The organism is Pseudomonas sp. MWU16-30317 (assembly GCF_020515695.1).
Lineage (GTDB): Bacteria > Pseudomonadota > Gammaproteobacteria > Pseudomonadales > Pseudomonadaceae > Aquipseudomonas.
Genome location: NZ_JAIWJA010000011.1, coordinates 195,181 through 220,139, shown reverse-complemented (window position 1 = coordinate 220,139; position 24,959 = coordinate 195,181). Strand labels below are relative to the sequence as shown.

The window sequence follows — 24,959 nt, the reverse complement described above, 5'->3', positions numbered from 1 at the left end:
AGGATAAACGCAAGGCGGGTACCAGCCCTGCGCGAGCGGTGAAGAGCGTTTAAAAGCAGGCCGAGGGGGTCAGATTTCAGTTGGCGAAAAATGCAGTAAAGGGGTCAGTTTTGGGTTGGCGTTGACAGCCAGGTTGAAGAGATGCTGTTCCAGCTAGCTGAGGGGTTTTCTTTTTGAGGGGGCAAGCGCACTTGATCTGCTGGTCGTGGCTGATTCAGAAGAGACTGATCTCACTGAAAAGCACGGGCAGTTTTGGCGGATTCGTTGAATCCAGCGCGATACGCCAATATCCAACATCACGCCAAGCGCCATGCTTGAATCCTACTTCTGGATACGTACCAATGTGAGCGAAGCCAAGTGCTTCGTGTAGTCCCACGCTGCCATCATTGGGCAGAGCGATCCCGGCATAGGCTGCGTGAAAACCTTGCTTCTTCAATGTTGGCAGCAACACGTCATACAGTGCCCGACCGACGCCACTACGGTGCGCTTCTGGCGATATATAAACGGTGACGTCGACCGACCAGCGATAGGCCTCACGAGCCCGGTGCTGACTGGCATATGCATAGCCGATGACCTGGCCGTCTCGCACCGCAACCAGGTACGGGTAAGTTAGCAGAGTCGACTCAATCCGCATGGCCATCTCTTCGACTGAAGGCGGCTCAAGCTCGAACGAAATCGTAGTGCTCTCAACCATTGGTGCGTAGATTGCCTGGATGGCTTGAGCGTCCGAAACCTGCGCAATCCTTACTGTCGTCTTGCTCATCCTCTATCCCCTTGGTGGCTCAAATCGATCTTTGATTGACTCGTTTCGAGAGCGACTCGGCGCTTTCCTTTCGCTCCGAGTAGCGATCTACCAGATACGTTTCCCGGCCCCGAACCATCAGCGTGAACTTCATTAGTTCCTCCATCACGTCGACCACACGGTCGTAGTAGGCAGATGGCTTCATACGGCCTGCGTCGTCGAACTCCAGGAAGGCCTTGGGTACTGACGACTGGTTTGGGATGGTGATCATCCGCATCCAGCGCCCGAGAATTCGCAGCTGATTTACCGTGTTGAACGACTGTGATCCACCGCAGACCTGCATGACGGCCAGGGTCTTGCCCTGGCTGGGCCGGACAGCCCCCATCGTGAGCGGAATCCAATCGATTTGGGCTTTGAATACAGCAGACATCGCGCCGTGACGCTCCGGCGAACACCAAACCTGTCCCTCTGACCACAGAACCAGATCCCGCAGCTCTTTAACCTTTGGATGGTCTTCCGGAGCGTCATCAGGGAGAGGCAAGCCCGAGGGATCAAAAATAACTGCCTCGGCTCCCATTAGGGTCAGGATGCGCGCGGCCTCTTGGGTCAGTAGCCTGCTGAAAGAGCGCTCACGGGTTGAGCCATACAGCAACAAGATGCGCGGCTTGTGAGTCGGTTGCTCGTTGCCTTGCAGACGATCCAGTGTGGCGACGTCAATCAGCGCCTGATCCAGATTAGGTAGATCCGGACTGCTCTCCGACGAAAATTCGTCCATCACAGCTCACCTATACGATCTAGCTCGCGCTTCAGTTCCTGCGGTGTAAGCGTCGAATGATCCAAGCTGAAGAATGCCTCGAAACGCTTTTTAATCTGGACGACGGTTGCGTCAAATGCGGCCTGGATTTCGCTGTCTGTTCCTTCCACATCGGAAGGATCGGCAAGCCCCCAGTGGCTTTTGACAGCAGGCCCAAAATAGACCGGGCATGTTTCGCCTCCAGCCTTGTCACACACGGTTATCACAACATTCGGTGGTGAGTCCGAAAAGACCTCTGAGCCTTTGCTGTAAAGCCCCGAGGTATCGATACCCAGCGCTTGCAGCGTACTCACGGCGCGTAAATTCAGTTTCCCGCTAGGGAAGCTGCCAGAACTGACGGCAGTAAAGCCGCTCGGGGCCAGATGGTTGAACAACCCCTCCGAGAGAACGCTCCGGCAGCTGTTTGCCGTACACATAAATAACACTTTCATGGGTTTCTCCTAGACAGGGATGCTCAGCCGCAACGCCAGTGCCACTAGCGTTACCAGCAAGATAGGAAGAGTGAGGATGCTGCCGACTTTGAAGTAGTAGCCCCAGGTGATGCGGATGTTTTTCTGTGCCAGAACATGCAGCCACAGCAACGTGGCCAGGCTTCCGATGGGCGTGATCTTTGGGCCGAGATCGCAACCGATGACATTGGCGTAGATCATGGCCTCACGCACCAGTCCCGTAGCGTCGCTGCCCTGAATGGACAGAGCGCCGATAAGCACACTCGGCATGTTGTTCATCATCGAGGACAACAGCGCAGCGGTGATACCGGTGCCCAAGGTAGCGGCCCATAGGCCATGCTCAGCAAATATGTTCAACAGCGCCGAGAGCGAGTCGGTTAGCCCGGCATTACGCAGGCCATAGACCACCAGATACATGCCCAGCGAAAACACGACAATTTGCCAAGGCGCGTGCTTGATGACCTTTCGCGTGGAGATGATGTGGCCTTTTCCAGCAATGATCAGCAGGATCACCGCACACGCAGCAGCAACGGCGCTGATGGGGATGCCCAGCGGCTCCAGTGCGAACAGGCCAAGCAGCAGCAGGCCAAGTACCCACCAGCCAGCAATGAATGTCGCCCGGTCACGAATTACTGCATCTGGGGCTTCAAGCTGATTAGCGTCGTACTGGGTTGGAATGTCCTTGCGATAGAACATCCAGAGCATGAACAGCGTCGCGGCCACCGCCACCAGGTTCACTGGCCACATCACCGAGGCGTACTCACCAAAACCCACGCTGAAAAAGTCAGCCGAAACGATGTTGACCAGATTCGACACGACCATGGGCAGACTGGCGGTATCCGCGATGAAGCCTGCGGCCATCACGAATGCCAGAGTGGATGCCGGACTGAAACGAAGCGCCGTCAGCATCGCGATGACGATTGGGGTCAGAATCAGTGCGGCTCCATCATTGGCGAACAGTGCCGAGACGGCTGCACCGAGCAGGATCATCAGCGCAAACAGGCGTCCACCTTTGCCCTGACCCCAGCGAGCCACATGCAGCGCCGCCCAGTTAAAGAATCCCGCTTCATCAAGCAGCAAACTGATAATGATCACTGCAATGAAGGTCGCGGTAGCGTTCCAGACGATGTGCCACACAACCGGCACATCCCCCAGACTCACGACGCCAGTCAGCAATGCCAGGACGGCACCCACTGCCGCGCTCCAGCCGACACCTAACCCCCTGGGTTGCCAGATAACAAAGACAAGCGTAACTACGAAAATTGACGCAGCGATGAGCATGGGTATGTTCCGAATCAGAAGGTCAGCAGCAGGAGGCTTGGCGCACGGGTCTGTCTTCCATCGAAGCCAGCCTTCCTTGACTGTCGTTAACCCAGCACTGGTGCGCCTGCGTAGTGACGTTCAGAACATCCAGTGCCCACTGTTCAAGCTCGGGATGCAGCCGGTAGTAAACCCACTGACCCTGCCTCCGATCTGCGAGTAACCCGCAAGCCCGCAGTTGGGCAAGATGCCTGGAGACCTTCGACTGGCTATCGTCCAGTGCCCAGATCAACTCGCACACGCACAACTCACCCTCAGCCGAAAGCATGAGCATGATCCGAGCGCGAGTTTCGTCCCCCAGGCACTTGAAGAAGGTGTGTGGTGCCAGGCTCATAAGCGACCGCCCAATACATGTGGATAACCGAATATACAGATGTAACCACATTCAAACCGCATGCACAAACACCAAGCGAATGTATTTAACGACCTCCGCTACCTCCAGCGCACTCTCCTTGGGAGGGGGCCGCTGCGTTCGTATAGCTCACACACTATGAGCATCGCTGTCCCACGCTGGCAGGCTGATCTTAAAGGCCGTATAACCTCCCCCGGAGACACATCTAACGGTGCCGCCATGAACGTCAACCAGTGATTTGACGATTGCCAAACCTAACCCCGCGTTTGTGGTGCTGCCCTCTCTGCGAGCAGGATCGACTCTGTAAAAACGATCAAACAGCCGGGGTAAATGTTGTGCTGCTATCTCCTCTCCAGGGTTTTGCACTGACAAGCTGATCATGTCGCCATCAGGTTCGATTCTGATGGAGATCACGGAGCCTGGTGGTGTGTACCGGAGCGCATTGGACAGCAGATTAGAGATCATCCGATCCAACATAGTGTCGTCGCCGTACACTGCGCCATGCCCGGAAAGCTGTAGCGTCACCCCAGTGTCGTCTGCCAGCAACTGGTAATACTCGAAGAGCTTTTCGACGACCGAACGCAACTCGATTTTTTCTTTGGTTGGTAGAATCAGACCGTTATCCGATTTGGCCAAAAAAAGCATGCCATCAATAATGCTTGAGAGGCGGTTCAGATCCTCAAGGTTGGAATAGAGATTCTCTTCATAGATTTCGGGCGCACGTTTCTTTGCGAGGATGACTTCTGTATGTGTCCGCAGATTGCTGATAGGAGTGCGCAGCTCGTGCGCGATATCAGCCGAAAAGTTGGACAGCCGAACAAAAGACTCATCAAGGCGAGCAAGCATGGCGTTGAACGAGGAGACTAGGCTTTCAAGCTCACGAGGCACCGAGTCCATCGGGATACGCTCTTTGAGCGATCCCGCTGACATCGAGGCTGCGACCCGCGTCACCTGTGCGACCGGCTTCAACCCACTACGCGCCACCAACCACCCTAAAGCTGCGCTGACCAAGACACTAATCGTCAGTCCGATCACCAGCCACCACCGCAAGGTTTCAACGAAATGCAGATGGCTAGTGATATCTAGACTCAACCACGCGTTCAGCGGCTCGGCTTCGTTTACTAATCGAACCTGGGCCTGCATGCCACGGTACATATGGCCGCCAACAGTCCACTCCCACATGTCTTCTCCAGGATCGCCCGAGTGGGAAGGAGGATGCTCAACTGCATTCTGTGTGGCGAAGATCGTCCTCCCTTCCTTGGTGGTAATCGAGGCGGAGAGTTCCTGATGTGCACCAAGCAAAGCCTGTAGTTGCAGCACGACTTCTGATGAGTCTGCGGAGCCAGCTTCGCCTTCCATGATTTGGCGGATGGATTCGAGCTTTTCCGTCATGGCTTGACGGTCAAGAACCTTGAAGTGATGTTGGCTAAACGCATCGAAAGTAAAGCCCGCCACTACCAGCACGGCGACCACGGCACAGACAAACATCATGCTCAAACGGAGGGTAAGGGAAGCGCGCTTCATTCTGTTTCGGGAGCGTCTAGCATGTAGCCCATTCCCCTCATGGTCTGGATCAGCTTGGTGTCAAAATCATCATCGACTTTGGCTCGGAGGCGGCGAATAGCGACTTCGATTACGTTGGTATCGCTGTCGAAATTCATATCCCAGACCTGCGATGCGATCAGGGATTTTGGCAAGACTTCCCCCCGACGGCGCATCAGCAATTCAAGTAGCGAAAACTCCTTAGCCGTGAGGTCTATCCGGCGACCAGAGCGCATGGCGCGGCGCTTCAGAAGATCGACTTCCAGATCCCCGATCTTGATTGATGTCTGGTTGGGCGCGGCGGAACCACGGCGAAGCAAGCTTCTTACGCGAGCAAGCAACTCGGAAAAGGCGAATGGCTTAACCAGATAATCGTCAGCTCCTAGCTCTAACCCCTTGACCCGATCATCAACTCCGTCTCTGGCCGTCAGAAACAGCACAGGAACTGCGCGCCCAGCTGCGCGAACGCTTCGGACGACATCCCAGCCGTCGATGCCCGGCATCATCACGTCCAGAATTAGGAGATCGTAGGTCTCACTCAGTGCTTGATGCAGTGCTTCCGTACCGGTCACAACCCGATCAACACTGAACCCGGCCTCTACTAGACCTTGCTGTAGATACATGCCTGTTTTGGGTTCGTCTTCTGCTACCAAGAGTTTCATGCTTGGGCTCCGGTTGTGCGGCGTTCAATTGTGCTACCAAATTGGCCGCTATGCGCAAGCTGACGCAAATGTAATCGGCAATCTGATTCTTTGCGCTTAACCTACGTTGTAACCGGTAAGTAAGCGCCACTCGCGGCCTAGGCCAAGGGCGCCTAAGCAACCGCAGACTAACCTTGATGAGGTGCATGGAATGTTCAAACGAAAGCTATCGCTGGCTGTGGCGTTGATGATTTGTGGTGCCGCCCAGGCGGCAGCGCCGCTCACAATAGATGTACACCGCGACGCGAACTGCGGCTGCTGCAAGGAGTGGGTCAAACACCTTGAGTCGAGTGGATTCAAAGTGGTCGACCATGTAGAAAGCAATATGAGCGCTATCAAGCAGAAACTGGGTGTTCCACAGGAACTCGCCTCATGCCATACCGCTGTGATTGGCGGCAAATTCGTAGAAGGTCATGTACCAGCCGACGAAATCAAGAAGCTGAGCGGCCGCTCCGATCTCGTAGGGATTGCAGTGCCAGGCATGCCAGCAGGTTCTCCAGGCATGGAATACGGTCAAAATTATCAGCCGTATAAAGTCATGGGAGTCACCAAGGCAGGTGCGCAAGAAGTGGTGGCTACCTACCCACTCAGCCAATAGTGTTGGCTGGATCTGGGCCCCTCTTGGAGCCGCCCAGATCTGGCATCGAGCTTACCCTTGAGCCATGTCGATTGATGGGCTTAAAGTCCCCAGCCAAGCCACCAGGACGACGATGACCACGGCACAGGTGGATTCGAGCACCACGCTTTTTCTCAAAGCAGTCACTGCCAGAGAGTAATCACCGGCCTGCGCAGACCGCTCAAGGGCAGGACTCAGGTAGAAACGATTCAGGGTAGCAAGTCCGATCATGCCGGCGAACAGCACGATTTTCACGAGTAGAAGAACGCCATAGGCGCCTGATATGACATTGGCCACTGTCGGCCCAACGATGAAGAGGTAATTGGCGACACCGGTCACTATGACCGTACCAACGATCAGAGCACCGGCTGTTTCGAATCCGCTGAGTGCTCGTGAAAGTACTCGGACAAGTAGCTCAGGATCAGACCCTTTTATCCTCAACATCAAACCAAACGCCGCGAGGGCACCGATCCACCCGCCAGCGGCAAGTAAATGCAGGATATCAGCGGCAAAGTGCCAGAACCGCTTAGCACCTTCATCCATGGCTCCATGACCTGTCCACGCGAGCGTCGCTAGGGCGATGCTGCCCGCCAAGGTAGCAACCCATAGACTCTCTGTTGGCCATCGCTTGCTTTGGCTTGCGACAACAATGACCACCGCTAGCGAGATCATGCGCGTCACCCAGCTATAGCCGATCTCAGTCTCGTACAGCATCATTTCTATGTGAGGCCGCAGCTCGACCCAATCGGAGGCGCCGCTCATATTGCTTGTCATAACCACGAAAGCTGCTATGGACAACAGCATGCCTATAGCAGCGGTGCCGGGCAGTATCCACCCAAAATGAAGTACCGCTCCGGATACGCGCTCTTTACCTCGAAAGCTGTACAGCCCAAACACCGCTAGGCCGAACAAGAGCATCAAATCCAGATAAAGCGCTATGCGCAGCACCACATTCAGGGGGTCGCTCATGCTTACTTCACTTTGAACGTAACGTTGCCGATAATCGGGTGGGTATCAGAGGAGACCGCCCGCCACTCCACTTTGTAGGTGCCAGCAGTGAGAGGTGCTGCCGGAGTCAAGATCATGGTTTTAGGATCGCTACTTCCAGCCACGCTGGCCTTCATGGGCATAGGGGAATGTGCCATGCCAGGCATTTCCGTCATGACCAACTTGGCCCCGGAAAACTGGGTAACCAGGTTTTCGGAAAAATGCAGTTCTATCTTCGCAGGAGCTGGGCCGCTCTCCCCTTCAGCCGGAGTCGAAGACAGCAGCTTCGGGTGAGCCTGGGCAACTGCGCTGAGCAGAAGGCTGGAAGAAAGAGCAACGGCCACAACACAGGATTTAAATACAGACATGCAAGGCTCCTCACAGCGCAAAGCTGTTGTTATGAGGTTAGATAATTATTTGGTGCTTCTAACTTTGATTTAGAACCACACTCGGACGCCAAGCACGAGGCGTGCTTCGTTACTGTCTTCGCCTTCGTCGCGGGCGTAATCAGCGGTCTTTCCATAAGCCCGATTCCAGGTCACACCTACGTAAGGTGCGAATTCTGGCCTGATTTCGTACCGAAGACGCAAACCGACCTCACTCTCTGACAGCCCTGAACCAATGCCCCGCTGGGGATCGTTTTTACCGTAGAAATTGAATTCCGCCGTCGGTTGCAAAATGAGCTTGTTGGTCAGGAGGATGTCGTAATCACCTTCCAGCCGAGCTGCGGTCTGGCCACCTTCAGCCAGATAAGCAGTGGCCTGGGCTTCGAAATTGTAGAGAGCCAAGCCCTGGATACCGAAAGCCGCCCACGTTTGAGGGTCGCCTGGTTTGAAGTCTTGACGAACCCCGCCGACCAGATCCCACCAAGGGCTGATGGAATGGCCCCAAAGAGCTTGAACCTCAGCTTCTTCGGTCTTTCCGTTGGTGCGCTCGCCTTCGGAGCGCAGCCATAGACGATCAACATCTCCACCTATCCAACCTTGGGCTTCCCAGTTAAGCGCGCTCCCATCGTCAGCATCCTGCCATTCCAGCTTCTCAAATATAAAAAAAGAGTTGAGGGCAGTGTCGTGGACTTCGTGACCACCAGGAGCGTTATAGACTGCGGCTCTATCCGCATCGGTTAGAGCCGCTATCGGTGTCCGGCTTTGGGTCTGGGTCTGCTGCTTGGGAGGCTGCATACCCTGCATCTGGCTATGATCCATACCCTGCATTTTGCTGTGATCCATGCCCTGCATCTGGCTGTGATCCATACCCTGCATCTGCCCGTCTTTCGTGCCCTGGCCCGGTTCAGCGGCTACAGGCAAGATAAAAGCAGCGGTTAAAGCAACCGTGAATACAGCTGAGTGCATGCGAGTCTCGCAAAAGAAATTGCTCATAGTCGGCTCCTTATTCCTCTACACGCACTTCACGGAACATGCCCATTTCCATGTGGTACAGGAGATGGCAGTGGTAGGCCCAGCGTCCTAGCGCATCGGCGGTCACTCGGTAGCTGCGCTTTGATCCTGGCGGCATATCGATGGTGTGTTTGCGGACGAGGAATTGCCCGTTTTCATCTTCAAGGTCACTCCACATGCCATGCAAGTGGATGGGATGCGTCATCATCGTGTCGTTCACGAGAACGATGCGGACTCGCTCGCCATATTTCAGTTTTAAAGGCTCGGCGTCCGAAAACTTCACGCCGTTGAAAGACCAGGAAAACTTCTCCATATGACCGGTCAAGTGCAATTCGATGGTGCGACTTGGCTCACGGCCATCTGGATCTTCAAACGTGCTTTTTAGATCAGAGTACGTCAGTACCTTTCGGCCATTCTCGCGAAGGCCCATACCGGGATCATCAAGCTTTGGCGACGTCGACATGGCCTGCATATCGACGAGAGGGTTGTTGGACTCTGAGGCCGGGTGCTGCTGCATTTCTTCCATGCCACCCATAGACATCTTGCTGTGATCCATTGCAGCCATGCTGTCCATGCCAGAAATGTCTCGCGTAGCGCCATGATTCATACCCTTCATGTCGCCGCCGTCCATTCCCGACATACCCTGCATTGAGTTGTCTTGCGCACCGGCCATCTTGCTGTGATCCATTCCAGCCATATCGCCCATACCAGACATTGAGCCATGATCCATCCCGGCCATACCCATGTCGGCCATGGTGACGAGAGGACGAGGGTCAAGCTCAGGTACTGGGGCAGCGAGACCAGGCCGGACGGCCAAGGTGCCTCTGGCGTACCCCGTTCGATCCATCGACTGCGCAAACAGTGTGTAGGCGTCCTGAGTTGGTTCGACGATCACGTCGAAGGTCTCAGCTGTGGCGATCCTGAATTCATCCACGGTCACAGGCTTCACATACAGGCCATCGGCGGCTACAACGGTCATCTTCAAGCCCGGAATACGGACATCAAAGTAGGACATGGCCGAACCATTGATGAACCTCAACCTAAGCTTTTCGCCAGGTTTGAAAGTGCCTGTCCAGTTCGAGTCCGGGGCGTGGCCGTTCATTAAATAGGTGTATGTCGCGCCACTGACGTCTGCAATGTCAGTAGGATTCATCTTCATCTCGGCCCACATCTTGCGATCAGCGACAGTCGCTGACCAACCGCTATCCGCTACGTCCTTAATGAAGTCACCGACTGTTCGCTTGTGGTTGTTGTAGTAGTCCGCCTGCTTCTTGAGCGTCTTCATTAGCGCAGTCGGATCTTCATCCGTCCAGTCAGTGAGCATCACCACGTGGTCACGGTCATACTCAAAAGGCTCTGGCTCTTTTGCTTCAATTACCAGCGGGCCGTATACACCTACCTGCTCTTGGAAGCCGGTGTGACTGTGATACCAGTACGTTCCGTTCTGCTTGACCTTGAATTGGTAAACGTACGTTCCATCAGGCGCGATCCCACCGAAGCTAAGGCCCGGCACACCGTCCATATTCGCGGGAAGAATAATCCCGTGCCAATGGATGGAGGTCATGTCTTTGAGGCGGTTCTTGACCCGTAAGGTGACGGTGTCCCCTTCACGCCAGCGCAGCAGAGGCCCTGGGATACCACCATTTATGGTCAAGGCAGTCCGGGGGCTTCCGGTGATATTTACCGGCGTTTCTCCAATGAAAAGGTCGAACTCTGTGCCCGACAGGACATTTGTCTCGCCAAAGCTGGTGGCCGCCCAAAGAGGCGTACGCCAGAGCCCTAAGCCACCGAGAATCGCGCCAGCGGTCAGCCCTTTTACGAAGGTGCGCCGAGAAGTTTTGGATTGCATACCGATTCATGTCCTGTCAGTCAGGTGCACGCACAGCACTGTATTCCCGAGGGTTCGCCCTTTTGGATAGCGAGTGCGTTTGATACATCGAAGATGCCATAAGCCAAAAAATGGCGTGATTACATTTCCGTAAGCTGGTCGACTTAGCAGTGATGCTTCTGCTTTTCAGCCGCAGGCTTTTCTTGCGCAACATCTTCTTGCGCTTCAGAGACTGGTTTGCGGTTCTCCAGTGCAGCCACACGAGCTTTTTCCATGCGCTCATAGGTGCGATCACCGCCGCCTTCGGCAAAGGCCAGTGACGACATAGCCAAACTGATTGCAATAACCACAACGTTGATAGCTTTCATGATACATCTCCTCAAAGGAACTGACTCTCGATGAATCTGGAGCGTTTGAGCGTCGGCTCGATGAGGATGATGAGGGGAGGCACCTGTCAGTATGCTTAGGCAGCGATTACACTTTTGACAGGAACCCCATAAGAGGCGGGGATATTTTTTTAGCGCTGCCAGCAAGTAACATCGGGGGAACAACTCTCACCAGCCGCTATGTGAGTGGATGTTTTGCCATGGGAATGATGCCCCCGAGTGAGGCTTTTCCGTCAGTACGCTAAGCGTAGCGTAAGCGTTCAGCAAACTCACATTGAATTGGATGTGATTTCGAGCCTTTCAGCTCCATTCACTTCAAAATCTTCCACAGCCCGTAAGAAAACTTCGAGAGAGCGAGAAATAAATTTTTCGCGGTGATGCACGATGTGGAGCTGTCGCTTATGAGGCGGCAGGTCATGATTCAACAACCTCAGCTTACCTTCCGCGATTGCATCGCTCACTACCCAGTAAGACAAACAGCTTATTCCGATTCCAGAAACGACCATTCGCTTAATGGCTTCGGAGCTACCGATCCGGCGAGCGTCGCTCCAGTCGCCAAGGTAGGGAAGTAGCCATTGAAGCACCTCATCAGCAGTTCCTGAGCCGTCCTCGCGAATCAGCCAGGTAGCGGCATTGAGGTCGTCTGAAGTCAGCTTTTCCTGAGCGGCAAGGGGATGATTTGAGGCTGCGATGATCACCAGTTCGTCCTCAAACCATGGACGAATCGTCAGCTCGGGTTGGCGGCACGGCCCCTCAATCAGGCCGATATCAATCGAAAGCTGTGCGGCTTGCTTGGCGATATCTGCACTGTTGCCCATGATGACATCGACTTGAATGCCCGGCGCTCGCGCAGCCAAACGTTCGATCAGCAGGGGCATGATGTAATTGCCAATTGTAGTGCTGCAACCGATCCTCATCCGAGCCGTCGTGTCCGTTTGAAAACCTTCTTCAATTTGAGCCGCCGCTTCAAGCAGCCGGATGGCCTGAGGTAGAAGCGTTTGCCCATTGTCATTCAGCACGAGGCGTCTGCCGACCCGATCAAATAACTGGATGCCCAGTGCGCCTTCCAATTCCTGGAGGGCTGCGCTCGTAGCTGACTGGGACAAAGCCAGTGCAAGACTCGCCCGGGTCGTCGAGCCGAGTTGAGCGATGCTTCGAAAAATGTTGAGCTGGCGGAGAGTCAGCTTCACGAGCTTACCTATTAAGTGGGTATGGCATAGAGAAATTACCCGTTTTTCTAGATAAATTCACCCCGCTATTCTGTAGGCACTGCTCCGATGAAGCACGCCGTGGAGGCACCATGCGAGACATCAGCTTGTCAAAAGTAATGCAAGGAGGGCAGCCGCTGTCGGCGCTCTCAAATCCAAGGGAAGCGATCCGGCAGTTCACCCCGAACTGGTTCGCCGCCACGATGGGTACGGGCATCCTGGCCCTGGCGTTAGGACAGCTTCCAGGAAATATCGCGCTGCTGTCATACGCGGGAAAAGCACTTTGGCTGTTCAACATTGTGCTTTTCAGTGCTTTTACGCTTATGTACGCGGCACGTTGGGTTTTCTTTTTCAACGAAGCCAAGCAAATCTTCGGTCATTCAACCGTCTCTATGTTTTTCGGCACGATCCCGATGGGGCTGGCAACCATCATCAACGGCTTGATGCAGTATGGCGTACCGACCTGGGGTGATGCCCTAATACCATTAGCCCATGGCCTGTGGTGGCTAGATGTCGCCATGGCACTGGCATGCGGTGTTCTCATTCCATTCATGATGTTCACGCGGCAAGAGCACAGCATCGACCAGATGACTGCTGTGTGGTTACTTCCCGTTGTCGCTGCGGAAGTCGCTGCCGCCAGTGGTGGGGTGATCGCTCCACATTTAGCCGACGCGAGCGCGCAGTTCAATATGCTGATTACCAGCTACGTGCTGTGGGCCTATTCCGTCCCTGTAGCCTTGAGCATTCTGGTGATCCTGGTGCTACGCCTGGCGCTTCATAAATTGCCTCACGAGAACATGGCTGCATCATCGTGGTTATCGCTGGGGCCTATTGGAACAGGAGCGCTAGGCATGCTGGTCATCGGCGGCGACGCCCCTGCCATCTTTGCCGCTCACGGCATGGCTAATGCTGGAGCCGTGGCAGCAGGGATTGGCCTGATCGCTGGCATTTTGTTCTGGGGCCTTGGCTTGTGGTGGATGCTTTTGGCACTGCTTATCACTGCTCGATATGCGAAAGGTGGTATTCCATTCAACCTGGGCTGGTGGGGCTTCACATTTCCTTTAGGCGTCTACGCCGTGACCACCCTGAAGTTGGGCGTGATCTTGGACTTGGCATTTTTTAACGTTCTGGGTGTGATTTTGGTGCTGATGTTGACGGTAATGTGGTTGGTGGTGGCGGCGAAGACCACCATAGGTGCTTACCGAGGGAATCTGTTCGTATCCCCCTGCATTGCTTCTCTCAAGGCAAAGCAGGCCCAGCGTTAATTCAAATCATGTAGCCGCCTCGATGCCCGCGACAGCGTCGCAACGATAGCCTTGGCTGCGTTGGGATTTGTAGACACTGAAAGCGGGCTCGGGTGTGGCATTTCGAACAGGCCCAGGTGACCGCCTGTTACCTCATGAATCGGGTTCTGACTTGCTCATTTTGGTTCGTCCTCCTCGACTTTTTTCGGGGCGCTCACGGCGTTGCGCTGAGAGTGAAATTTATTGATGTCCGAAAGACGGATATCAGTCGGTAGGGCATGGCGGTGTTTGCTGTGGCCCACGCGTTGGGCGTGATAGATCCCGGTATGGCCGGACACCAGATAACTGGCGATGCAGGCAATCGCGGCAAGTGGGGCAATCTCTGGGCCGAAGAGCTCCATGGCCATGACGATGGTCGCCAGTGGTGTGTTGGCGGCGCCGGCGAAGACTGCGACGAAGCCGATACCGGCGAGCATCGAGAATGGGAGGTGTAGCAGCGGCGCAAGCGCGTTGCCCAGCGTCGCGCCGATGTAGAACAGCGGCGTGACCTCGCCACCTTTGAAGCCTGTGCCGAGTGATGCGACGGTAAACGCGAGTTTGCCGAACCAGTCCCATGGCGCAACGGGGGCTGCAAAGGACTGGACGATGCTCGGAATGCCTAGGCCGACGTACTGATAGGCATCCAATGCCCACACCGCCGTGGCCACCACTATCCCGCCGAGAACAGGGCGCAAAGGCGAATAGGGAATCAGCTTTTTTATCCACGCCCCGAGGGTATGGGTGGCTGTGGCGAACAGCAGCCCCGCGAGTCCGAACACGATGCCTGCGACAACCATTGCCACCACTGTCCAGAACTGCACGGGCGCGATCTCGCCGATGACGTAGTGGGTGTGCACGACGCCCCAGAGCAGCCCGACTTGATCGGCGACGATAGCGGCGACCATGCATGGGAACAACGCGTCGTAGCGCATGCGGCCAATGGCGAGCACTTCAAGGCCGAACAATGCTCCCGCCAGCGGGGTGCCGAAGACCGAAGCGAAGCCTGCGCTGATGCCTGCCATGAGCATGATTCGGCGATCTTCGGGGCGCAGTCGGAACAGGTGGGTTATCTGATCGGCCAGAGCACCGCCCATTTGCACGGCGGTGCCTTCGCGTCCGACCGATGCGCCAAATAGATGCGAAATTAGCGTACCCGCAAGCACCAGAGGCACCATGCGCAGCGGCACGGTTTGCTTCGGGTCGTGAATCTCGTCGATCAGCAGGTTGTTGCCCGCGTCTACCGGCTTGCCAACCAGGTGGTAAACCAGCCCTACAGCAAAGCCTGCCAGCGGCAGCAGCCAGATCGCCCAGCGGTGGGTCTCGCGCCATTGAGTGGCGTGATCGAGGGAGAACAGAAATAGCGCGGATGCCGATCCCGCCAAAAGTGCCACGGCGCTGGCAAGTACCAGCCATTTCCCGATGTAGGGAAGCAGGACGAGTTGTTCAGGTTTTCGGAGTTTTGACATGGGGTCGGCCACACAAGGAAAGTGAGCCTGACCAAAAAGGGATATTTCGCGCGAACGCCTACAGCCCTGTGTTGATCAGGTGTCTGTAGGCATCATCAGCTGCTACGGGCGCAGCGGTTGGTAAGTGGAGGAATGCCATCTCCAGGGCCCGAATATAGCGATCTCTCCCGGAGATGTAAACTTGATCATCAGATAGAAGGACGAATAGCTTTCCTAAAAGCTTGTCATGAGTAACAGGAGCATCGAGTCGCATCTCACTCGTAAATTCAAGTGTCTGCTTCAGCCGATTTCTACTGGTCAAGGCGAGTCCCTTGCCCTGGTTAAGTCCATGCAATGTAAGCGGCCAGCAAACAAACCTTGCACAGATCAGGCAGGCATCCACTGATGCGGCAGCAGCTGCTCGATCTCGCTGGCCCGCTGCGTCGGCAACCGCGTCAGCACATCCTTGAGATAAGCATACGGATCATGCCCATTGATGCGCGCCGACTGGATCAGGCTCATGATCGCCGCCGCCCGCTTGCCGCTGCGCAGCGACCCTGCAAATAACCAGTTCGAGCGCCCAAGCGCCCAAGGCCGGATCAAGTTCTCGATCTGGTTGTTGTCGATGGGCACAGCACCATCTGCCAGGTAGCGCGAGCGCTACCCAGCGTTTGAGGCTGTAATCCAGGGCCTTGGCCGTGGCTGAGCCGTCGGGCACAAGTTCACGTTGGGCCAGCATCCACTCATGCAGTTTTCCAGCGATGGGCACCGCTGTTTCCTGGCGTAATCGCCAACGGTCTTCGTCGCTCATTTCCTTGGCGTGTCGCTCGACTTCGTAAAGCCCGCCAATCGAGTGAAGCGCCTGCTCTGCCAATTGGCTTTTGTTGGCTACATGCAAGTCAAAGAACTTACGGCGTGCATGGGCCATGCAGCCGATTTCGGTGATGCCCAGCTCGAAGCTAGCCTTGTAGCCTGCGAAGTCGTCACAGACCAGCTTGCCGTTCCAGGTGCCCAGGAAGTTGCGTGCGTGTTCACCGGCACGGCTGGGGCTGAAGTCGTAGACCACGGCCTTGAGGGCCGAGAATGGCGTAGTGCTGTAGGCCCAGACATAAGCGCGGTGGGTTTTCTTCTCGCCGGGCGCCAGCATTTGTACCGGCTTTTCATCGGCGTGAACCACGCGCTGGGCCAGCACCACTTCGCGCAATGCATCGACCAGCGGCTGAAGCTGTACGCCGGTTTGGCCCACCCACTGCGCCAGGGTCGAACGTGGTATAGCCAGGCCGGCACGGCCGAAGATCTTTTCCTGTCGATACAGCGGCAGGTGGTCGGCGAACTTGGCTACCATCACGTGCGCCAGCAGGCCGGCAGTGGGAATACCCTTGTCGATCACCTGTGGGGGTACCGGGGCCTGGATCAGTGTTTCGCACTGCCGGCAGGCCCATTTCCCACGCACATGCTGTTCGACGGTGAACACGCCCGGTGTGTAGTCCAGCTTTTCGCTGACGTCTTCACCGATGCGCTGAAGCTGGCAGCCGCACGCGCACTGGGTGTTGTCCGGCTCGTGATGGACTACAGTGCGGGGGAACTGCGGTGGCAACGGCGCACGCTTGGGTTGCTGGCGTGGCTCTTCCTGCGCAGGTGCGGGATGAAGGGCTTTTAACTCCGCCTCGATGGCTTCTAGGTCGGTATTGAGCAGGTCATCGAGCAGGCTGCCCTGCGCCGGGCTGATCTGCTCGCTGCGCTTGGCGAACTTGTGCCGTTTAAGGATGGCGATCTCGTGAGTGAGCTGCTCAATGATCGTTTCATCGCGATGGATCTTTCGGCCCATAGTATCGACCTTGGACATCAATTGCGCAGCCAGTGCGCGCAGTTGTTCGGGGGTCATTTGGTCGAGATCGGGCAAGGAAGTCATGGGCTGGATTTTACCAAAGCAGCCCGACTGCTTCAGCTAAAAGGCAGCATTTAAAGCAATGTAATTGCGCCGCCCGCACCGACTCTTTGCCAGGGTAATCCCAGTACCAGCGCCTGGAGTTGTTCGGGGTCGAGTTCGACTTCCGCCCCGCGACGGATGACCGGCCAATGAAATTTTCCTTGATTCAAACGCCGTGCCGCCAGCCAGATACCGACGCCGTCGTGCACCAGGACTTTCATGCGGTTGGCCCGGCGGTTTGCAAAAAGGTAAGCGCAGTGCGGCTTCGCCGCACCGAATACCGCGACCACTCGGGCCAGCGCAGTCTCAGTGCCGGCGCGCATGTCCATAGGCTCGGTGGCGAGCCAGATGGCATCGACGCGAATCATTGGGCCAGGCCACGAATCAAACAGGCGCAGCCGTCCGGATCCGAGGCTGGCCATTTTACGGTGATGGATTTATCACCCAGAGGCAGCGAGATGATCACCATCTCTTCTGTTGCTCGCCTTGGTACCGTTTTTACCGGAACGAAAGCCGGCAAGGTTACAGGCGATTGATCCCGGTAAGCCGGTAGCCACTTGCGGATCACGTTAGCATTGATGCCGTGATGGATGGCTACGCTGGAAATTGTCGCTCCGGGTTGCAAGCATTCCTGGACGACCTGGGCTTTGAATGGTTTGGGGTAAGAGCTTCGTTGGCGCATGGAAATCCTGGCGATAAGGGTGATCGCGTCCGCTTAAAATGATCTGACCCCGAAATGTTGGACGCCTTCTATGCCCGCCGTGCTTGAGTCCTGTATTCCACAGGGCTTAGGCCACTCAGCTTCAGCCTGATTCGCGAATGATTGTAGTAGTGTATGTACCCCTCTATCCCTGCTTCAAGCTCATCAAGACTGCTGAATTTGTTCAGGTAAAAGAACTCCGACTTCAAGGTGCCGAAAAAGCTTTCCATAGCCGCATTATCATAGCAATTTCCTTTGCGAGACATGCTCGGCTTGACTGCTCGCTCGCTCAGGACGCGACGGTAAATAGGCATTCGATATTGCCATCCTTGGTCAGAATGCAAGATTGGTTCATCGCGTGGCCGTAGCCGTTCAAAGGCTTGTCGTAGCATTCCGCCGACCATATCGAACAGCGGGCGCCTGGCTGTCTTGAAAGCGATGATTTCGCCGTTGTAGAGATCAAGTATCGGTGAGAGGTAAAGCTTCTGCCCGCCGACCCGAAACTCCGTCACATCCGTAACCCATTTCTGATTTGGTCTTTTGGCATTGAACTTCCGCTTCAGCAGGTTCGGCGCAACCTGACCTTCTTCGCCTCTGTAGGCCCGGTATTTCTTTGTGCGCACACGGCTTTTCAACTGAAGCTCGCCCATGAGGCGCTGAACAGTCTTGTGGTTCACGAGGTGTCCAGCTCGCCGAACGGCAGCAGTGATGCGGCGATAGCCATATCGGCCTTTGTGCTCGTCGAAGATCGAGCAAATTCTGGTCTTCAGTACCGCGTATTTATCAACGGCTTGCTGCACCTTTTGTTGATAGTAAAACGTGCTACGGGCCAAGCCCGCCACTCTCAGAAGGCCTTCCAGAGGGTGCTCTTGCCTCAGTTCAATCACGATTTGCGCTTTTTCCGCTGCGCTGCTCGTTCCTTCGCTTGAACTAAGGCATCGAGCTTTTTTAAATAAGCGATCTCCATCCGCAACTGGCTCAATTCGGCCAGCAAATCATCATGCGTACGAGCTTCGTCGTCCGAAGATTCAAGCTGAATGGGCGGGATAGGTTTTGTCATTTTCTGGTGACGTCCGCTTCCTGGCTGCCGGGACAAGGCCTCCAAACCGCCTTCATCATACCTGCGCTCCCATTCGCCAATGATGTCGGATTTCCGGATATCAAACAGCGCAGCGACTTGGCGATAGGACAGCTCTTCCTTTCGCATGCGCTGCAATACAGCCAGCTTGAACTCAGGGCTGTAGTTCTTCTTTCTCTTACTTTTGAGGCCAGCGGCACCAAGCGCCTGATAGGCCGCAATCCATTTTCGAAGCGAAGAAGAATTGACTCCGTGGCGATGCGCTACCTCTCGGTGACCTGCGCTCCCCGAACAGTAATCTTCAACAACCGACAATTTCGCCTGCTCTGTGTACTTTTTCATGAGCCCCCTGGATGTTGATGTCCAACATTTCGGGGTCAGATCAAAATACGCGGACACCATCGCCCTTAATGCTGGATTTCGGTAGGTGACATCACCGGACGGTTACTGAGCTGTATCTAGCTCGCCCATCATTAGCTCGAACTCTTGGGCCGTAAGCTGTCTTGGCTTATTGTCGCGCGTCACCTGACCTCCGAGGATCATCCTTAAGAACTAGGATGAGCTATTGCAGATTTTTCGATCGTGGGAAAAGGATGCTCAACTTATTCCCCCTCAGCGCAGCCCCCGGAATCTGAGAAACGCGGCTATCCTCAAGCTGGGGATCAAAGGCTCTGCGCCATCGTTACTTGACCAAGTCGCAACGCAGGCGGGACATCCTCTCCCATTTACGACTGGCCACTATGTGGTTCCAAATGAGAGTTATCCTACGAGTGTCCGCAGAAGGTAAACAAACAAGAGGTCATTGAGTTTTTTGGTCACGGCTAGGCCTGCTCGCATAGGGCCCAGCCGAGGTGCACGGATATCGACTATGTCGTTTACCCCGGCTTGGCTAGGCCAATGCGGAGAACACATAGACGCTCCACTTGGGCTTCAACGACTTCGCTGAAGAGGCGAGATGACAATGTCCCAAAGCGCCTCGGCGGCGCCTTCTTGAGACAGCTTCTGGTCTTTCGGGCTGCGAAACGACGCCATCCCCATAGTCCGCCAGTAAAGGGTTTGGTCGTCTGATTCGACGTGAAGGGCCTCATTGAAGGAGCCACCGCTGAACGAATCGCCTTGACTGTAATAGATGCCAGCTCCCAGCTGGCCGCCGACGAAGACAGAAGCCTTGGCTATGTCTCGTCCATCTTTGTAAATGGTCGCAGAGAAACGGTTTCCATCAATCCGGCGGAAGACGCCTTGGTATCCCTCGTTTCGAGCCTGCAGCTCCGCCAGCGAATTCTCAAAGTAGCGAGCTATATACTCGAAAGATTCAAGTTGGAACTGATCCTTATCGAGTTGGGTAAAGGACTTGGCTAACCTAAGGTTGCTGGAACGCGGCCCCGGGCTGGGACTAAGGGCTGCTGCAACTGGCATCGCATAATCGGGGCGTACGCTTCTCAGAGGCGCCACAGGTTTATCGGTTCGCCATTGTTCAGCTGCCTTGCGAACTTCCTTCGCTACCTGCAGGAATGCCTCATCCCGATCAGCCCAGAGGGTTACTGGCTTTCCGTCCGAGGGGGTGCCGAGCAGCTTACCGAATGGAGCATAGTGCCAATCGCAGGCCCGCAGGATTACGGGAATGACAATCGCCTGCTTCGCGTCATGCCGTTCCATGGCACGAGTCATTTCGACGTTGTAGCAGTAGTCGGATGCAATGAAATCGGGGCTAACCAACAGCAGAATAATCTCGTCGGTATTGATGTGCTCATCAATGGCAGCATCAATCTCTTGGCCAGCATTGATTCGCCGATCATGCCAGGTCTCGATAACACCCTGACGCTTCAGCATGGACAGCTGTTTTTCGAGCTGGTCTCGCAACCCCTCGTCTGCATGGCAGTAGGAGAAAAATACGTTCGGCAAGGTAATGACTCCATGCAGGTTGGGCGACTCGATCTTACGACCTAAATGCAATCCAATTCAAACCGATCACCTCGATGCTGGCGTGGAACCAAAAAAGCTGTCTGATCGTCGATGATTTCCCCGATGTGGAGAAGGCTTCTTGCGTAGGTGTCCTGATCGAAAGCTCCAGCGCCCCCGATGCACGGCGCCTGAGCATGCGAGACAGCCTCCCTTTGCCAAGCTGAAAGTCAGATACAGATCAGTTGGAAGCTAGATACCTGTCACCTTGCGCAGTCACTTCAGGGATCGGGCGGCCATCATGAAGTTAGTGCTGAGCCAGGCTGGCAATGACCCCAAAGCAGCACCGATCATATAGACGGTATTCACCGGCAAACTCTATGCACGTCGCCCAGCGCCCAGACTCGGCGCGTACAACCTAATCGTAGCCAGGCATACGTAACGAACAACGCTGCTGGCGCCCTCGATCTCAGTTGCCAGAAACCTGCAATGCTGCTCTCCATCAACTGACCGAGCTAAATTTGAGGTTATGGTCTATTACCAGTTCGGCGAACTGCAGGAGGTCATTGATCGACCCTCGACCCGTACGATCTAAGTGAAGGCCCATTATCCCGACCGACCTCGGGCCATCTTGATCACATCGTTTAGAGTCTCCAGTCATGACAACCCCACCTTTTCTCTCGTCCAGATAATGACCCGGCTCTATCCCCATGTGAGCGCAAACCGCTTGGTAGATAGCGGGATTAGGTTTCATCAGACCTAGCTCATAGCTGTATGCATAGCCATGCAGTTTTGGGAATAACCGCCTGACGACCGGCCCGTAAGGGCTGGCTAGATTTGAACAGACGCCCACTTTCAGCCCTGCATCCAGCAGGCGGGGGATGGCCTCCAAGGCGTCAGAAAAAGGTCTGATAGACGAGAGCTCCAACTCTAATGCTTGGCTCATTTTCTCCCTTTGCAATGGCGTTAGCGCTATGCCTAGAAATGAAGCCATCTCGTCGATCGCCAGGTTTTTCGTCATGACAAGGCCAAGGCTTTCTGAACCTGAAGCGATGCCCTGCCGACGCCCCTCCCTGATGAGCTCCCTATAGGGGTTTGTTGGGTGATCGATTCGAAGAATTGTTCCGAATGCATCGAGCACCACGGCATTAATCATTCAGCTAGCCTCATGTCGGTAACCGTGGACAGAGTCATTACCCATGACCTCCCATACCTTTCAAAACAACCGCACTGCAGCGGAAAGGGTCATGGATGTTCGACGTCCACGCCCAAGCAACACGTAGATTTTGTTCTCAGTCAGGAAAAACATTCCGTCAGTAAAATCAACCAAAGGCGTCGTACGAAACCATTGCGACTTAGCCGACGTCGAGCTGTCGTACAGCGTGTCGAAGACCAGCAACATCATCGGTTTTTTTCCTTCGACGTTTAGCTCTTCAACAACGAGATCGGGGGCTTCTAGGTCGAGCCATACCCATTCGCCCGGTATACAAAAGCTACGGCCTGGGAATTTCTGGTGAGTAACTCGAATTGCCTCATCAAGCTCGATTTGACTTGCTGTCATGACTGAGCTCGGGCCGATCATTTGCCGGATATCAAAGTCCTGCATGGTTGCTCCTTCTTCATTAAATCCGTCCGAAGCGTGGTTTACCTGACCTGTCGGAAGCCGTCCCACGACAAAGATTGCTCATGTCTGGGGCCTTAGAGTCGATCACGTACCGACCGACCACGGACGCACAGCTGACTCAATGCAAATTGCTAACAGCGTCACCAGGGTTCGACCGAAAAAGCCTGGTCTGTCCCAGAAAGGGATTTTCCCCTTCATGAACCAGTAAGTAGTAACTGCCCGAAAACGTGATGGCTATCGTCCAGCCCCGCTCTTCCTGCAGTCGTATGATCTGTGACGTACGGATCATACGTCCGTCCTGAAATCTACTGCTCAGATCCATAAACACCCGACCGACCAGACACGGGAATTCAACCTCCGGCATCCACAAGAATGCACCTACTGGCGTGGTGAATTTCAAGGCAGCTGCAGCCAGAACCTGTGGCGGCCAATCTACGACGGTCGCCATTAGTCACACCCCGGGGTAACGTGCTCCGAGGCTATGACGTAATGATCTTGAGCATCGATGGTTTGAAGCAGCGCGAAGCCCCCTTTCTTCGAAATTTCCCGTACCGGGGGAGTCGCCACAGTCGCCCCATCGGGCGAGCCCGACTGATCACAATAGACGGTAGCTGCGTAACGATTGCCGACGCGTGCAGCATCCACGAGATACGCATCTACAAAGACGCCCCATTCCTGAGACTTCGCCTGAGCAACCTCGCTCGGCGGCGAATGCCCCTGCGCTCCGCTACGATGGGACTCGCAGCCTGTGAGACGAATAACGTTTGATTTCAAAGCACATGCGCTCCTCAGATTTCAATCTCAAAAAAGGGATCAAAGCCCGTTGATTCATTGGGGTAGCCACGAGGATTTGAAACAACTCGGCAACCCGCCAACTCCACGTCGACAAATTCGTGGGTGTGCCCAAAGATCCAGAGATCAGCCTCCTGAATTAACTCGGGCCAGTCGTTTGTATAGGCGGCATTGAGATTCCCCTCGTGCTTGCCTCCGACTACTGCCGAGGACGGGGAATGGTGAGTGACCACGATAGTCTTCCCCTGAAACGGCTTCGCGAGCTCCTGCGCCAACCAGGCTCTGGCCATGTGATTTCGGACGATTAGATCAGCCGGCCTCAAACGTCGATACCCTGCATCGATGCGGATATAGTTGAAGTCGTTCATACGCTCCCAAGCCATCGCTGTCGCTGCAACTTGACTGCCAGTAGAGCTGAAATCAGTCCATCCGGTCGAGCCCAAGATCCGAATGTCATTGAGGATGACGAGGTCATTTTCGAGCACATGGACGTGAGGCTCGGCAGCGTCTCTCATCTTCTGCAGCGTGCGGTCGATATGCCCGTCATAGAACTCATGGTTACCGCAGACATACGCGACTTGGCAACTGAATGTCTCATTGGCCCATTTCACACCCCTTGCCTTTTTATCGATATCACCGCCAAGGATGACCAAGTCGACAGCGGGATCAAGGGCTGGCGGATGGAAGAGATGAAATTCGTTGTGAAGGTCTGAGACGACATACAGTCGCATGCGGCTAAACTCGATTTAGGTGATTATTGATATTTCATAGCGAAACCATGCACCCGCGAAGGCTCAGCGCTTTCAGCGACCGGACGGCAGAAACCATCGACAAGGCAATAGCCGTGCCCGGAATGGGCAATATAGACCGTAGTTCCGGGCAGTGCAACATGGCTACATCCTCACTTTTGAGGAAACCCAATGTCGAATCGCGCAGGCTTGGCTGCCGCTCTCAGAGCAGTCAGGGCCATACGAGGACTCGCGCAGAGCGATCTTGGGGAAGCTGCTGATCGGAAGTTTGTCTATCGCATCGAGCAAGGCAAGTCGGACGTTACGCTCGGCAAGCTTGATGAGATCGCTCAAGCCGTCGGAATACACCCCATCACTCTCATGGTGCTCGGAGCTGTTTCGAGTTCTGATCAAGCCGCCTCCAATATCTTGCAGGTTGTGCAATCTGAGCTGGACGCTTTTGAAGTGGCGGGTGGTTTTGATGCATTGGATCGCCAGGTCAAAAACGGAGCGATGGTCAGCCGAGTTCACGAGCGCCAGAAGCGGCTTGAGGCCGTCCAGGAGTGCAAAGCTGCAGGCATGACCCAGCGTGAAGCGGCTCAGAGGCTGAAGCTCGCAAAATCGACCGTCGCAGATCTTTGGAATTTATAAATTAGTCAGGCTAGCTCGCTTGATCGGCTGATGGGCGGACAGGCCATACCATGATGGATGAGTGCATTCATCTTTTGCGCTTGATCCCATTAGAACGTAGGACGATCTGTTTGCCGTTGAAGGCTCATGGGCGAAGGCTGAATGCTCTCCTGGGTAATTCGACCAAAGTCATGACCATCTTCCCCACCTATCGAGAACCGGTTAATCTAGGCGCCATCTTTTGGCCACTATTACCTAGCCAGGACGGCAGCTGTGACATCGCGAACCGTAATAGAACTGAGGCCGACACATTTCGAAGCCTCCCCTCGTTATCTGTATTCTGAATCAGCCTCACGCGCCGTGAAGGCCTCAGCACTCGTTCAGTGCGATTTGAAGATCGTGGCCATCACCAGCGCTCCGCTGGCCGTACGCTCAGCGACTACGCGCGATTGTTTTCAAGTTTTTTATGAAATAGTCAATTCTTGTTACCAACGCCAGATCAAGCCTA

General features: G+C 55.0%; 24 protein-coding genes, 1 pseudogene and 1 riboswitch. Of the genes and pseudogenes, 3 read left to right on the top strand and 22 right to left on the bottom strand.

Going from position 1 to position 24,959, the window contains the following annotated elements; translation table 11 throughout:
* Positions 1-214: 214 nt before the first annotated feature.
* The 7 genes from LIX93_RS25825 to LIX93_RS25795 all read right to left on the bottom strand — a co-directional run bounded on the left by LIX93_RS25825 (position 215) and on the right by LIX93_RS25795 (position 5,881).
* Positions 215-763: an arsinothricin resistance N-acetyltransferase ArsN1 family B gene (locus LIX93_RS25825; RefSeq protein ID WP_032656505.1), complete on the bottom strand. Its 549-nt coding sequence runs from the start codon at positions 761-763 to the stop codon at positions 215-217.
* Positions 764-782: 19 nt separating this feature from the next.
* Positions 783-1,517: an arsenical resistance protein ArsH gene (gene arsH, locus LIX93_RS25820; RefSeq protein WP_065993189.1), complete on the bottom strand. Its 735-nt coding sequence runs from the start codon at positions 1,515-1,517 to the stop codon at positions 783-785.
* Entirely contained in the window at positions 1,517-1,987 is a 471-nt protein-coding gene (locus LIX93_RS25815) for an arsenate reductase ArsC (RefSeq protein WP_065992376.1), read from the bottom strand. Before LIX93_RS25815 ends, arsH begins: the two co-directional genes overlap by 1 nt.
* A gap of 9 nt (positions 1,988-1,996) precedes the next feature.
* Positions 1,997-3,286: an arsenic transporter gene (locus LIX93_RS25810; RefSeq protein ID WP_122280366.1), complete on the bottom strand. Its 1,290-nt coding sequence runs from the start codon at positions 3,284-3,286 to the stop codon at positions 1,997-1,999.
* A 22-nt stretch (positions 3,287-3,308) separates the two neighbouring features.
* A complete protein-coding gene (locus LIX93_RS25805) occupies positions 3,309-3,659 on the bottom strand; it encodes a metalloregulator ArsR/SmtB family transcription factor (RefSeq protein ID WP_226506884.1) in 351 nt (116 codons plus the stop codon).
* Between the two features lie 147 nt (positions 3,660-3,806).
* Positions 3,807-5,201, bottom strand: coding sequence for a heavy metal sensor histidine kinase (locus LIX93_RS25800; protein ID WP_122280367.1), 1,395 nt, complete (start codon positions 5,199-5,201; stop codon positions 3,807-3,809).
* Positions 5,198-5,881 (bottom strand): heavy metal response regulator transcription factor, encoded by a 684-nt coding sequence (locus LIX93_RS25795; protein ID WP_032656501.1) that lies wholly within the window; start codon positions 5,879-5,881, stop codon positions 5,198-5,200. Before LIX93_RS25795 ends, LIX93_RS25800 begins: the two co-directional genes overlap by 4 nt.
* A 190-nt stretch (positions 5,882-6,071) precedes the next feature.
* Here LIX93_RS25795 and LIX93_RS25790 point away from each other — a divergent pair, with 190 nt between their 5' ends.
* Positions 6,072-6,518 carry a DUF411 domain-containing protein gene (locus LIX93_RS25790; RefSeq protein ID WP_065992367.1) on the top strand — a complete coding sequence of 149 codons (447 nt, stop codon included), beginning with the start codon at positions 6,072-6,074 and terminating at the stop codon, positions 6,516-6,518.
* Between the two features lie 51 nt (positions 6,519-6,569).
* Here the strand turns inward: LIX93_RS25790 and copD are convergent, their stop codons facing one another.
* From copD to LIX93_RS25760, 6 genes are all read right to left on the bottom strand, one after another.
* The gene (copD, locus tag LIX93_RS25785; RefSeq protein ID WP_065992366.1) at positions 6,570-7,505 is read right to left on the bottom strand and encodes a copper homeostasis membrane protein CopD; all 936 of its coding nucleotides are present in this window, start codon (positions 7,503-7,505) and stop codon (positions 6,570-6,572) included.
* A 2-nt stretch (positions 7,506-7,507) separates the two neighbouring features.
* Positions 7,508-7,891 (bottom strand): copper homeostasis periplasmic binding protein CopC, encoded by a 384-nt coding sequence (gene copC / locus LIX93_RS25780; protein WP_065992364.1) that lies wholly within the window; start codon positions 7,889-7,891, stop codon positions 7,508-7,510.
* 69 nt (positions 7,892-7,960) lie between these two features.
* Complete coding sequence (locus LIX93_RS25775) at positions 7,961-8,902, bottom strand: copper resistance protein B (protein ID WP_083233251.1); 942 nt, start codon at positions 8,900-8,902, stop codon at positions 7,961-7,963.
* Between the two features lie 10 nt (positions 8,903-8,912).
* Positions 8,913-10,769, bottom strand: coding sequence for a copper resistance system multicopper oxidase (locus tag LIX93_RS25770; RefSeq protein WP_122280368.1), 1,857 nt, complete (start codon positions 10,767-10,769; stop codon positions 8,913-8,915).
* A 143-nt stretch (positions 10,770-10,912) separates the two neighbouring features.
* On the bottom strand, positions 10,913-11,116 hold the full coding sequence (locus LIX93_RS25765) for a co-regulatory protein PtrA N-terminal domain-containing protein (protein WP_032656495.1): 204 nt from the start codon (positions 11,114-11,116) through the stop codon (positions 10,913-10,915).
* 287 nt (positions 11,117-11,403) lie between these two features.
* Positions 11,404-12,324, bottom strand: a complete 921-nt coding sequence (locus LIX93_RS25760; protein WP_226506883.1) for a LysR family transcriptional regulator — start codon at positions 12,322-12,324, stop codon at positions 11,404-11,406.
* A 110-nt stretch (positions 12,325-12,434) separates the two neighbouring features.
* Between LIX93_RS25760 and LIX93_RS25755 the strand changes: the two genes are divergently transcribed.
* A complete protein-coding gene (locus tag LIX93_RS25755; RefSeq protein ID WP_065992358.1) occupies positions 12,435-13,607 on the top strand; it encodes a TDT family transporter in 1,173 nt (390 codons plus the stop codon).
* A gap of 155 nt (positions 13,608-13,762) precedes the next feature.
* On the opposite strand, the gene LIX93_RS25750 is transcribed toward LIX93_RS25755, so the two are convergent.
* The 9 genes and pseudogenes from LIX93_RS25750 to LIX93_RS25705 all read right to left on the bottom strand — a co-directional run bounded on the left by LIX93_RS25750 (position 13,763) and on the right by LIX93_RS25705 (position 23,824).
* Complete coding sequence (locus LIX93_RS25750) at positions 13,763-15,091, bottom strand: voltage-gated chloride channel family protein (protein WP_065992356.1); 1,329 nt, start codon at positions 15,089-15,091, stop codon at positions 13,763-13,765.
* Between the two features lie 79 nt (positions 15,092-15,170).
* Positions 15,171-15,243, bottom strand: a riboswitch (Fluoride riboswitch).
* Between the two features lie 214 nt (positions 15,244-15,457).
* Positions 15,458-16,982 (bottom strand): annotated as a pseudogene (locus tag LIX93_RS25745) (IS66 family transposase).
* A 50-nt stretch (positions 16,983-17,032) separates the two neighbouring features.
* A complete protein-coding gene (gene tnpB, locus LIX93_RS25740) occupies positions 17,033-17,368 on the bottom strand; it encodes an IS66 family insertion sequence element accessory protein TnpB (protein ID WP_065992353.1) in 336 nt (111 codons plus the stop codon).
* Positions 17,365-17,682 carry a transposase gene (locus LIX93_RS25735; protein ID WP_065992351.1) on the bottom strand — a complete coding sequence of 106 codons (318 nt, stop codon included), beginning with the start codon at positions 17,680-17,682 and terminating at the stop codon, positions 17,365-17,367. The genes tnpB and LIX93_RS25735 overlap by 4 nt, the downstream gene beginning before the upstream one ends.
* 68 nt (positions 17,683-17,750) lie before the next feature.
* A protein-coding gene (locus LIX93_RS25730) for an IS3 family transposase (protein WP_122280370.1) occupies positions 17,751-19,120 on the bottom strand; the annotation gives its coding sequence in 2 pieces (ribosomal slippage) (positions 17,751-18,652 and positions 18,652-19,120; 1,371 coding nt in all).
* Between the two features lie 588 nt (positions 19,121-19,708).
* Positions 19,709-20,680 (bottom strand): toll/interleukin-1 receptor domain-containing protein, encoded by a 972-nt coding sequence (locus LIX93_RS25725; RefSeq protein WP_151330729.1) that lies wholly within the window; start codon positions 20,678-20,680, stop codon positions 19,709-19,711.
* 499 nt (positions 20,681-21,179) lie between these two features.
* On the bottom strand, positions 21,180-21,833 hold the full coding sequence (locus LIX93_RS25720) for an HAD family hydrolase (RefSeq protein WP_065992346.1): 654 nt from the start codon (positions 21,831-21,833) through the stop codon (positions 21,180-21,182).
* A 60-nt stretch (positions 21,834-21,893) separates the two neighbouring features.
* On the bottom strand, positions 21,894-22,283 hold the full coding sequence (locus LIX93_RS25715; RefSeq protein ID WP_065992345.1) for a hypothetical protein: 390 nt from the start codon (positions 22,281-22,283) through the stop codon (positions 21,894-21,896).
* Positions 22,284-23,089: 806 nt separating this feature from the next.
* The gene (locus LIX93_RS25705; RefSeq protein ID WP_226506882.1) at positions 23,090-23,824 is read right to left on the bottom strand and encodes a metallophosphoesterase; all 735 of its coding nucleotides are present in this window, start codon (positions 23,822-23,824) and stop codon (positions 23,090-23,092) included.
* A 189-nt stretch (positions 23,825-24,013) separates the two neighbouring features.
* Here LIX93_RS25705 and LIX93_RS25700 point away from each other — a divergent pair, with 189 nt between their 5' ends.
* Positions 24,014-24,472 carry a helix-turn-helix transcriptional regulator gene (locus tag LIX93_RS25700; protein ID WP_065992342.1) on the top strand — a complete coding sequence of 153 codons (459 nt, stop codon included), beginning with the start codon at positions 24,014-24,016 and terminating at the stop codon, positions 24,470-24,472.
* The last annotated feature ends 487 nt before the right edge of the window (positions 24,473-24,959 follow it).

Excerpts from the sequence above, each read along its gene's own strand:
- LIX93_RS25825 (WP_032656505.1), bottom strand. The coding sequence starts at position 763 with ATGAGCAAGACGACAGTAAGGATTGCGCAGGTTTCGGACGCTCAAGCC.
- arsH (WP_065993189.1), bottom strand. The coding sequence starts at position 1,517 with ATGGACGAATTTTCGTCGGAGAGCAGTCCGGATCTACCTAATCTGGAT.
- LIX93_RS25815 (WP_065992376.1), bottom strand. The coding sequence starts at position 1,987 with ATGAAAGTGTTATTTATGTGTACGGCAAACAGCTGCCGGAGCGTTCTC.
- LIX93_RS25810 (WP_122280366.1), bottom strand. The coding sequence starts at position 3,286 with ATGCTCATCGCTGCGTCAATTTTCGTAGTTACGCTTGTCTTTGTTATC.
- LIX93_RS25805 (WP_226506884.1), bottom strand. The coding sequence starts at position 3,659 with ATGAGCCTGGCACCACACACCTTCTTCAAGTGCCTGGGGGACGAAACT.
- LIX93_RS25800 (WP_122280367.1), bottom strand. The coding sequence starts at position 5,201 with ATGAAGCGCGCTTCCCTTACCCTCCGTTTGAGCATGATGTTTGTCTGT.
- LIX93_RS25795 (WP_032656501.1), bottom strand. The coding sequence starts at position 5,881 with ATGAAACTCTTGGTAGCAGAAGACGAACCCAAAACAGGCATGTATCTA.
- LIX93_RS25790 (WP_065992367.1), top strand. The coding sequence starts at position 6,072 with ATGTTCAAACGAAAGCTATCGCTGGCTGTGGCGTTGATGATTTGTGGT.
- copD (WP_065992366.1), bottom strand. The coding sequence starts at position 7,505 with ATGAGCGACCCCCTGAATGTGGTGCTGCGCATAGCGCTTTATCTGGAT.
- copC (WP_065992364.1), bottom strand. The coding sequence starts at position 7,891 with ATGTCTGTATTTAAATCCTGTGTTGTGGCCGTTGCTCTTTCTTCCAGC.
- LIX93_RS25775 (WP_083233251.1), bottom strand. The coding sequence starts at position 8,902 with ATGAGCAATTTCTTTTGCGAGACTCGCATGCACTCAGCTGTATTCACG.
- LIX93_RS25770 (WP_122280368.1), bottom strand. The coding sequence starts at position 10,769 with ATGCAATCCAAAACTTCTCGGCGCACCTTCGTAAAAGGGCTGACCGCT.
- LIX93_RS25765 (WP_032656495.1), bottom strand. The coding sequence starts at position 11,116 with ATGAAAGCTATCAACGTTGTGGTTATTGCAATCAGTTTGGCTATGTCG.
- LIX93_RS25755 (WP_065992358.1), top strand. The coding sequence starts at position 12,435 with ATGCGAGACATCAGCTTGTCAAAAGTAATGCAAGGAGGGCAGCCGCTG.
- LIX93_RS25750 (WP_065992356.1), bottom strand. The coding sequence starts at position 15,091 with ATGTCAAAACTCCGAAAACCTGAACAACTCGTCCTGCTTCCCTACATC.
- tnpB (WP_065992353.1), bottom strand. The coding sequence starts at position 17,368 with ATGATTCGCGTCGATGCCATCTGGCTCGCCACCGAGCCTATGGACATG.
- LIX93_RS25735 (WP_065992351.1), bottom strand. The coding sequence starts at position 17,682 with ATGCGCCAACGAAGCTCTTACCCCAAACCATTCAAAGCCCAGGTCGTC.
- LIX93_RS25720 (WP_065992346.1), bottom strand. The coding sequence starts at position 21,833 with ATGATTAATGCCGTGGTGCTCGATGCATTCGGAACAATTCTTCGAATC.
- LIX93_RS25715 (WP_065992345.1), bottom strand. The coding sequence starts at position 22,283 with ATGCAGGACTTTGATATCCGGCAAATGATCGGCCCGAGCTCAGTCATG.
- LIX93_RS25705 (WP_226506882.1), bottom strand. The coding sequence starts at position 23,824 with ATGCGACTGTATGTCGTCTCAGACCTTCACAACGAATTTCATCTCTTC.
- LIX93_RS25700 (WP_065992342.1), top strand. The coding sequence starts at position 24,014 with ATGTCGAATCGCGCAGGCTTGGCTGCCGCTCTCAGAGCAGTCAGGGCC.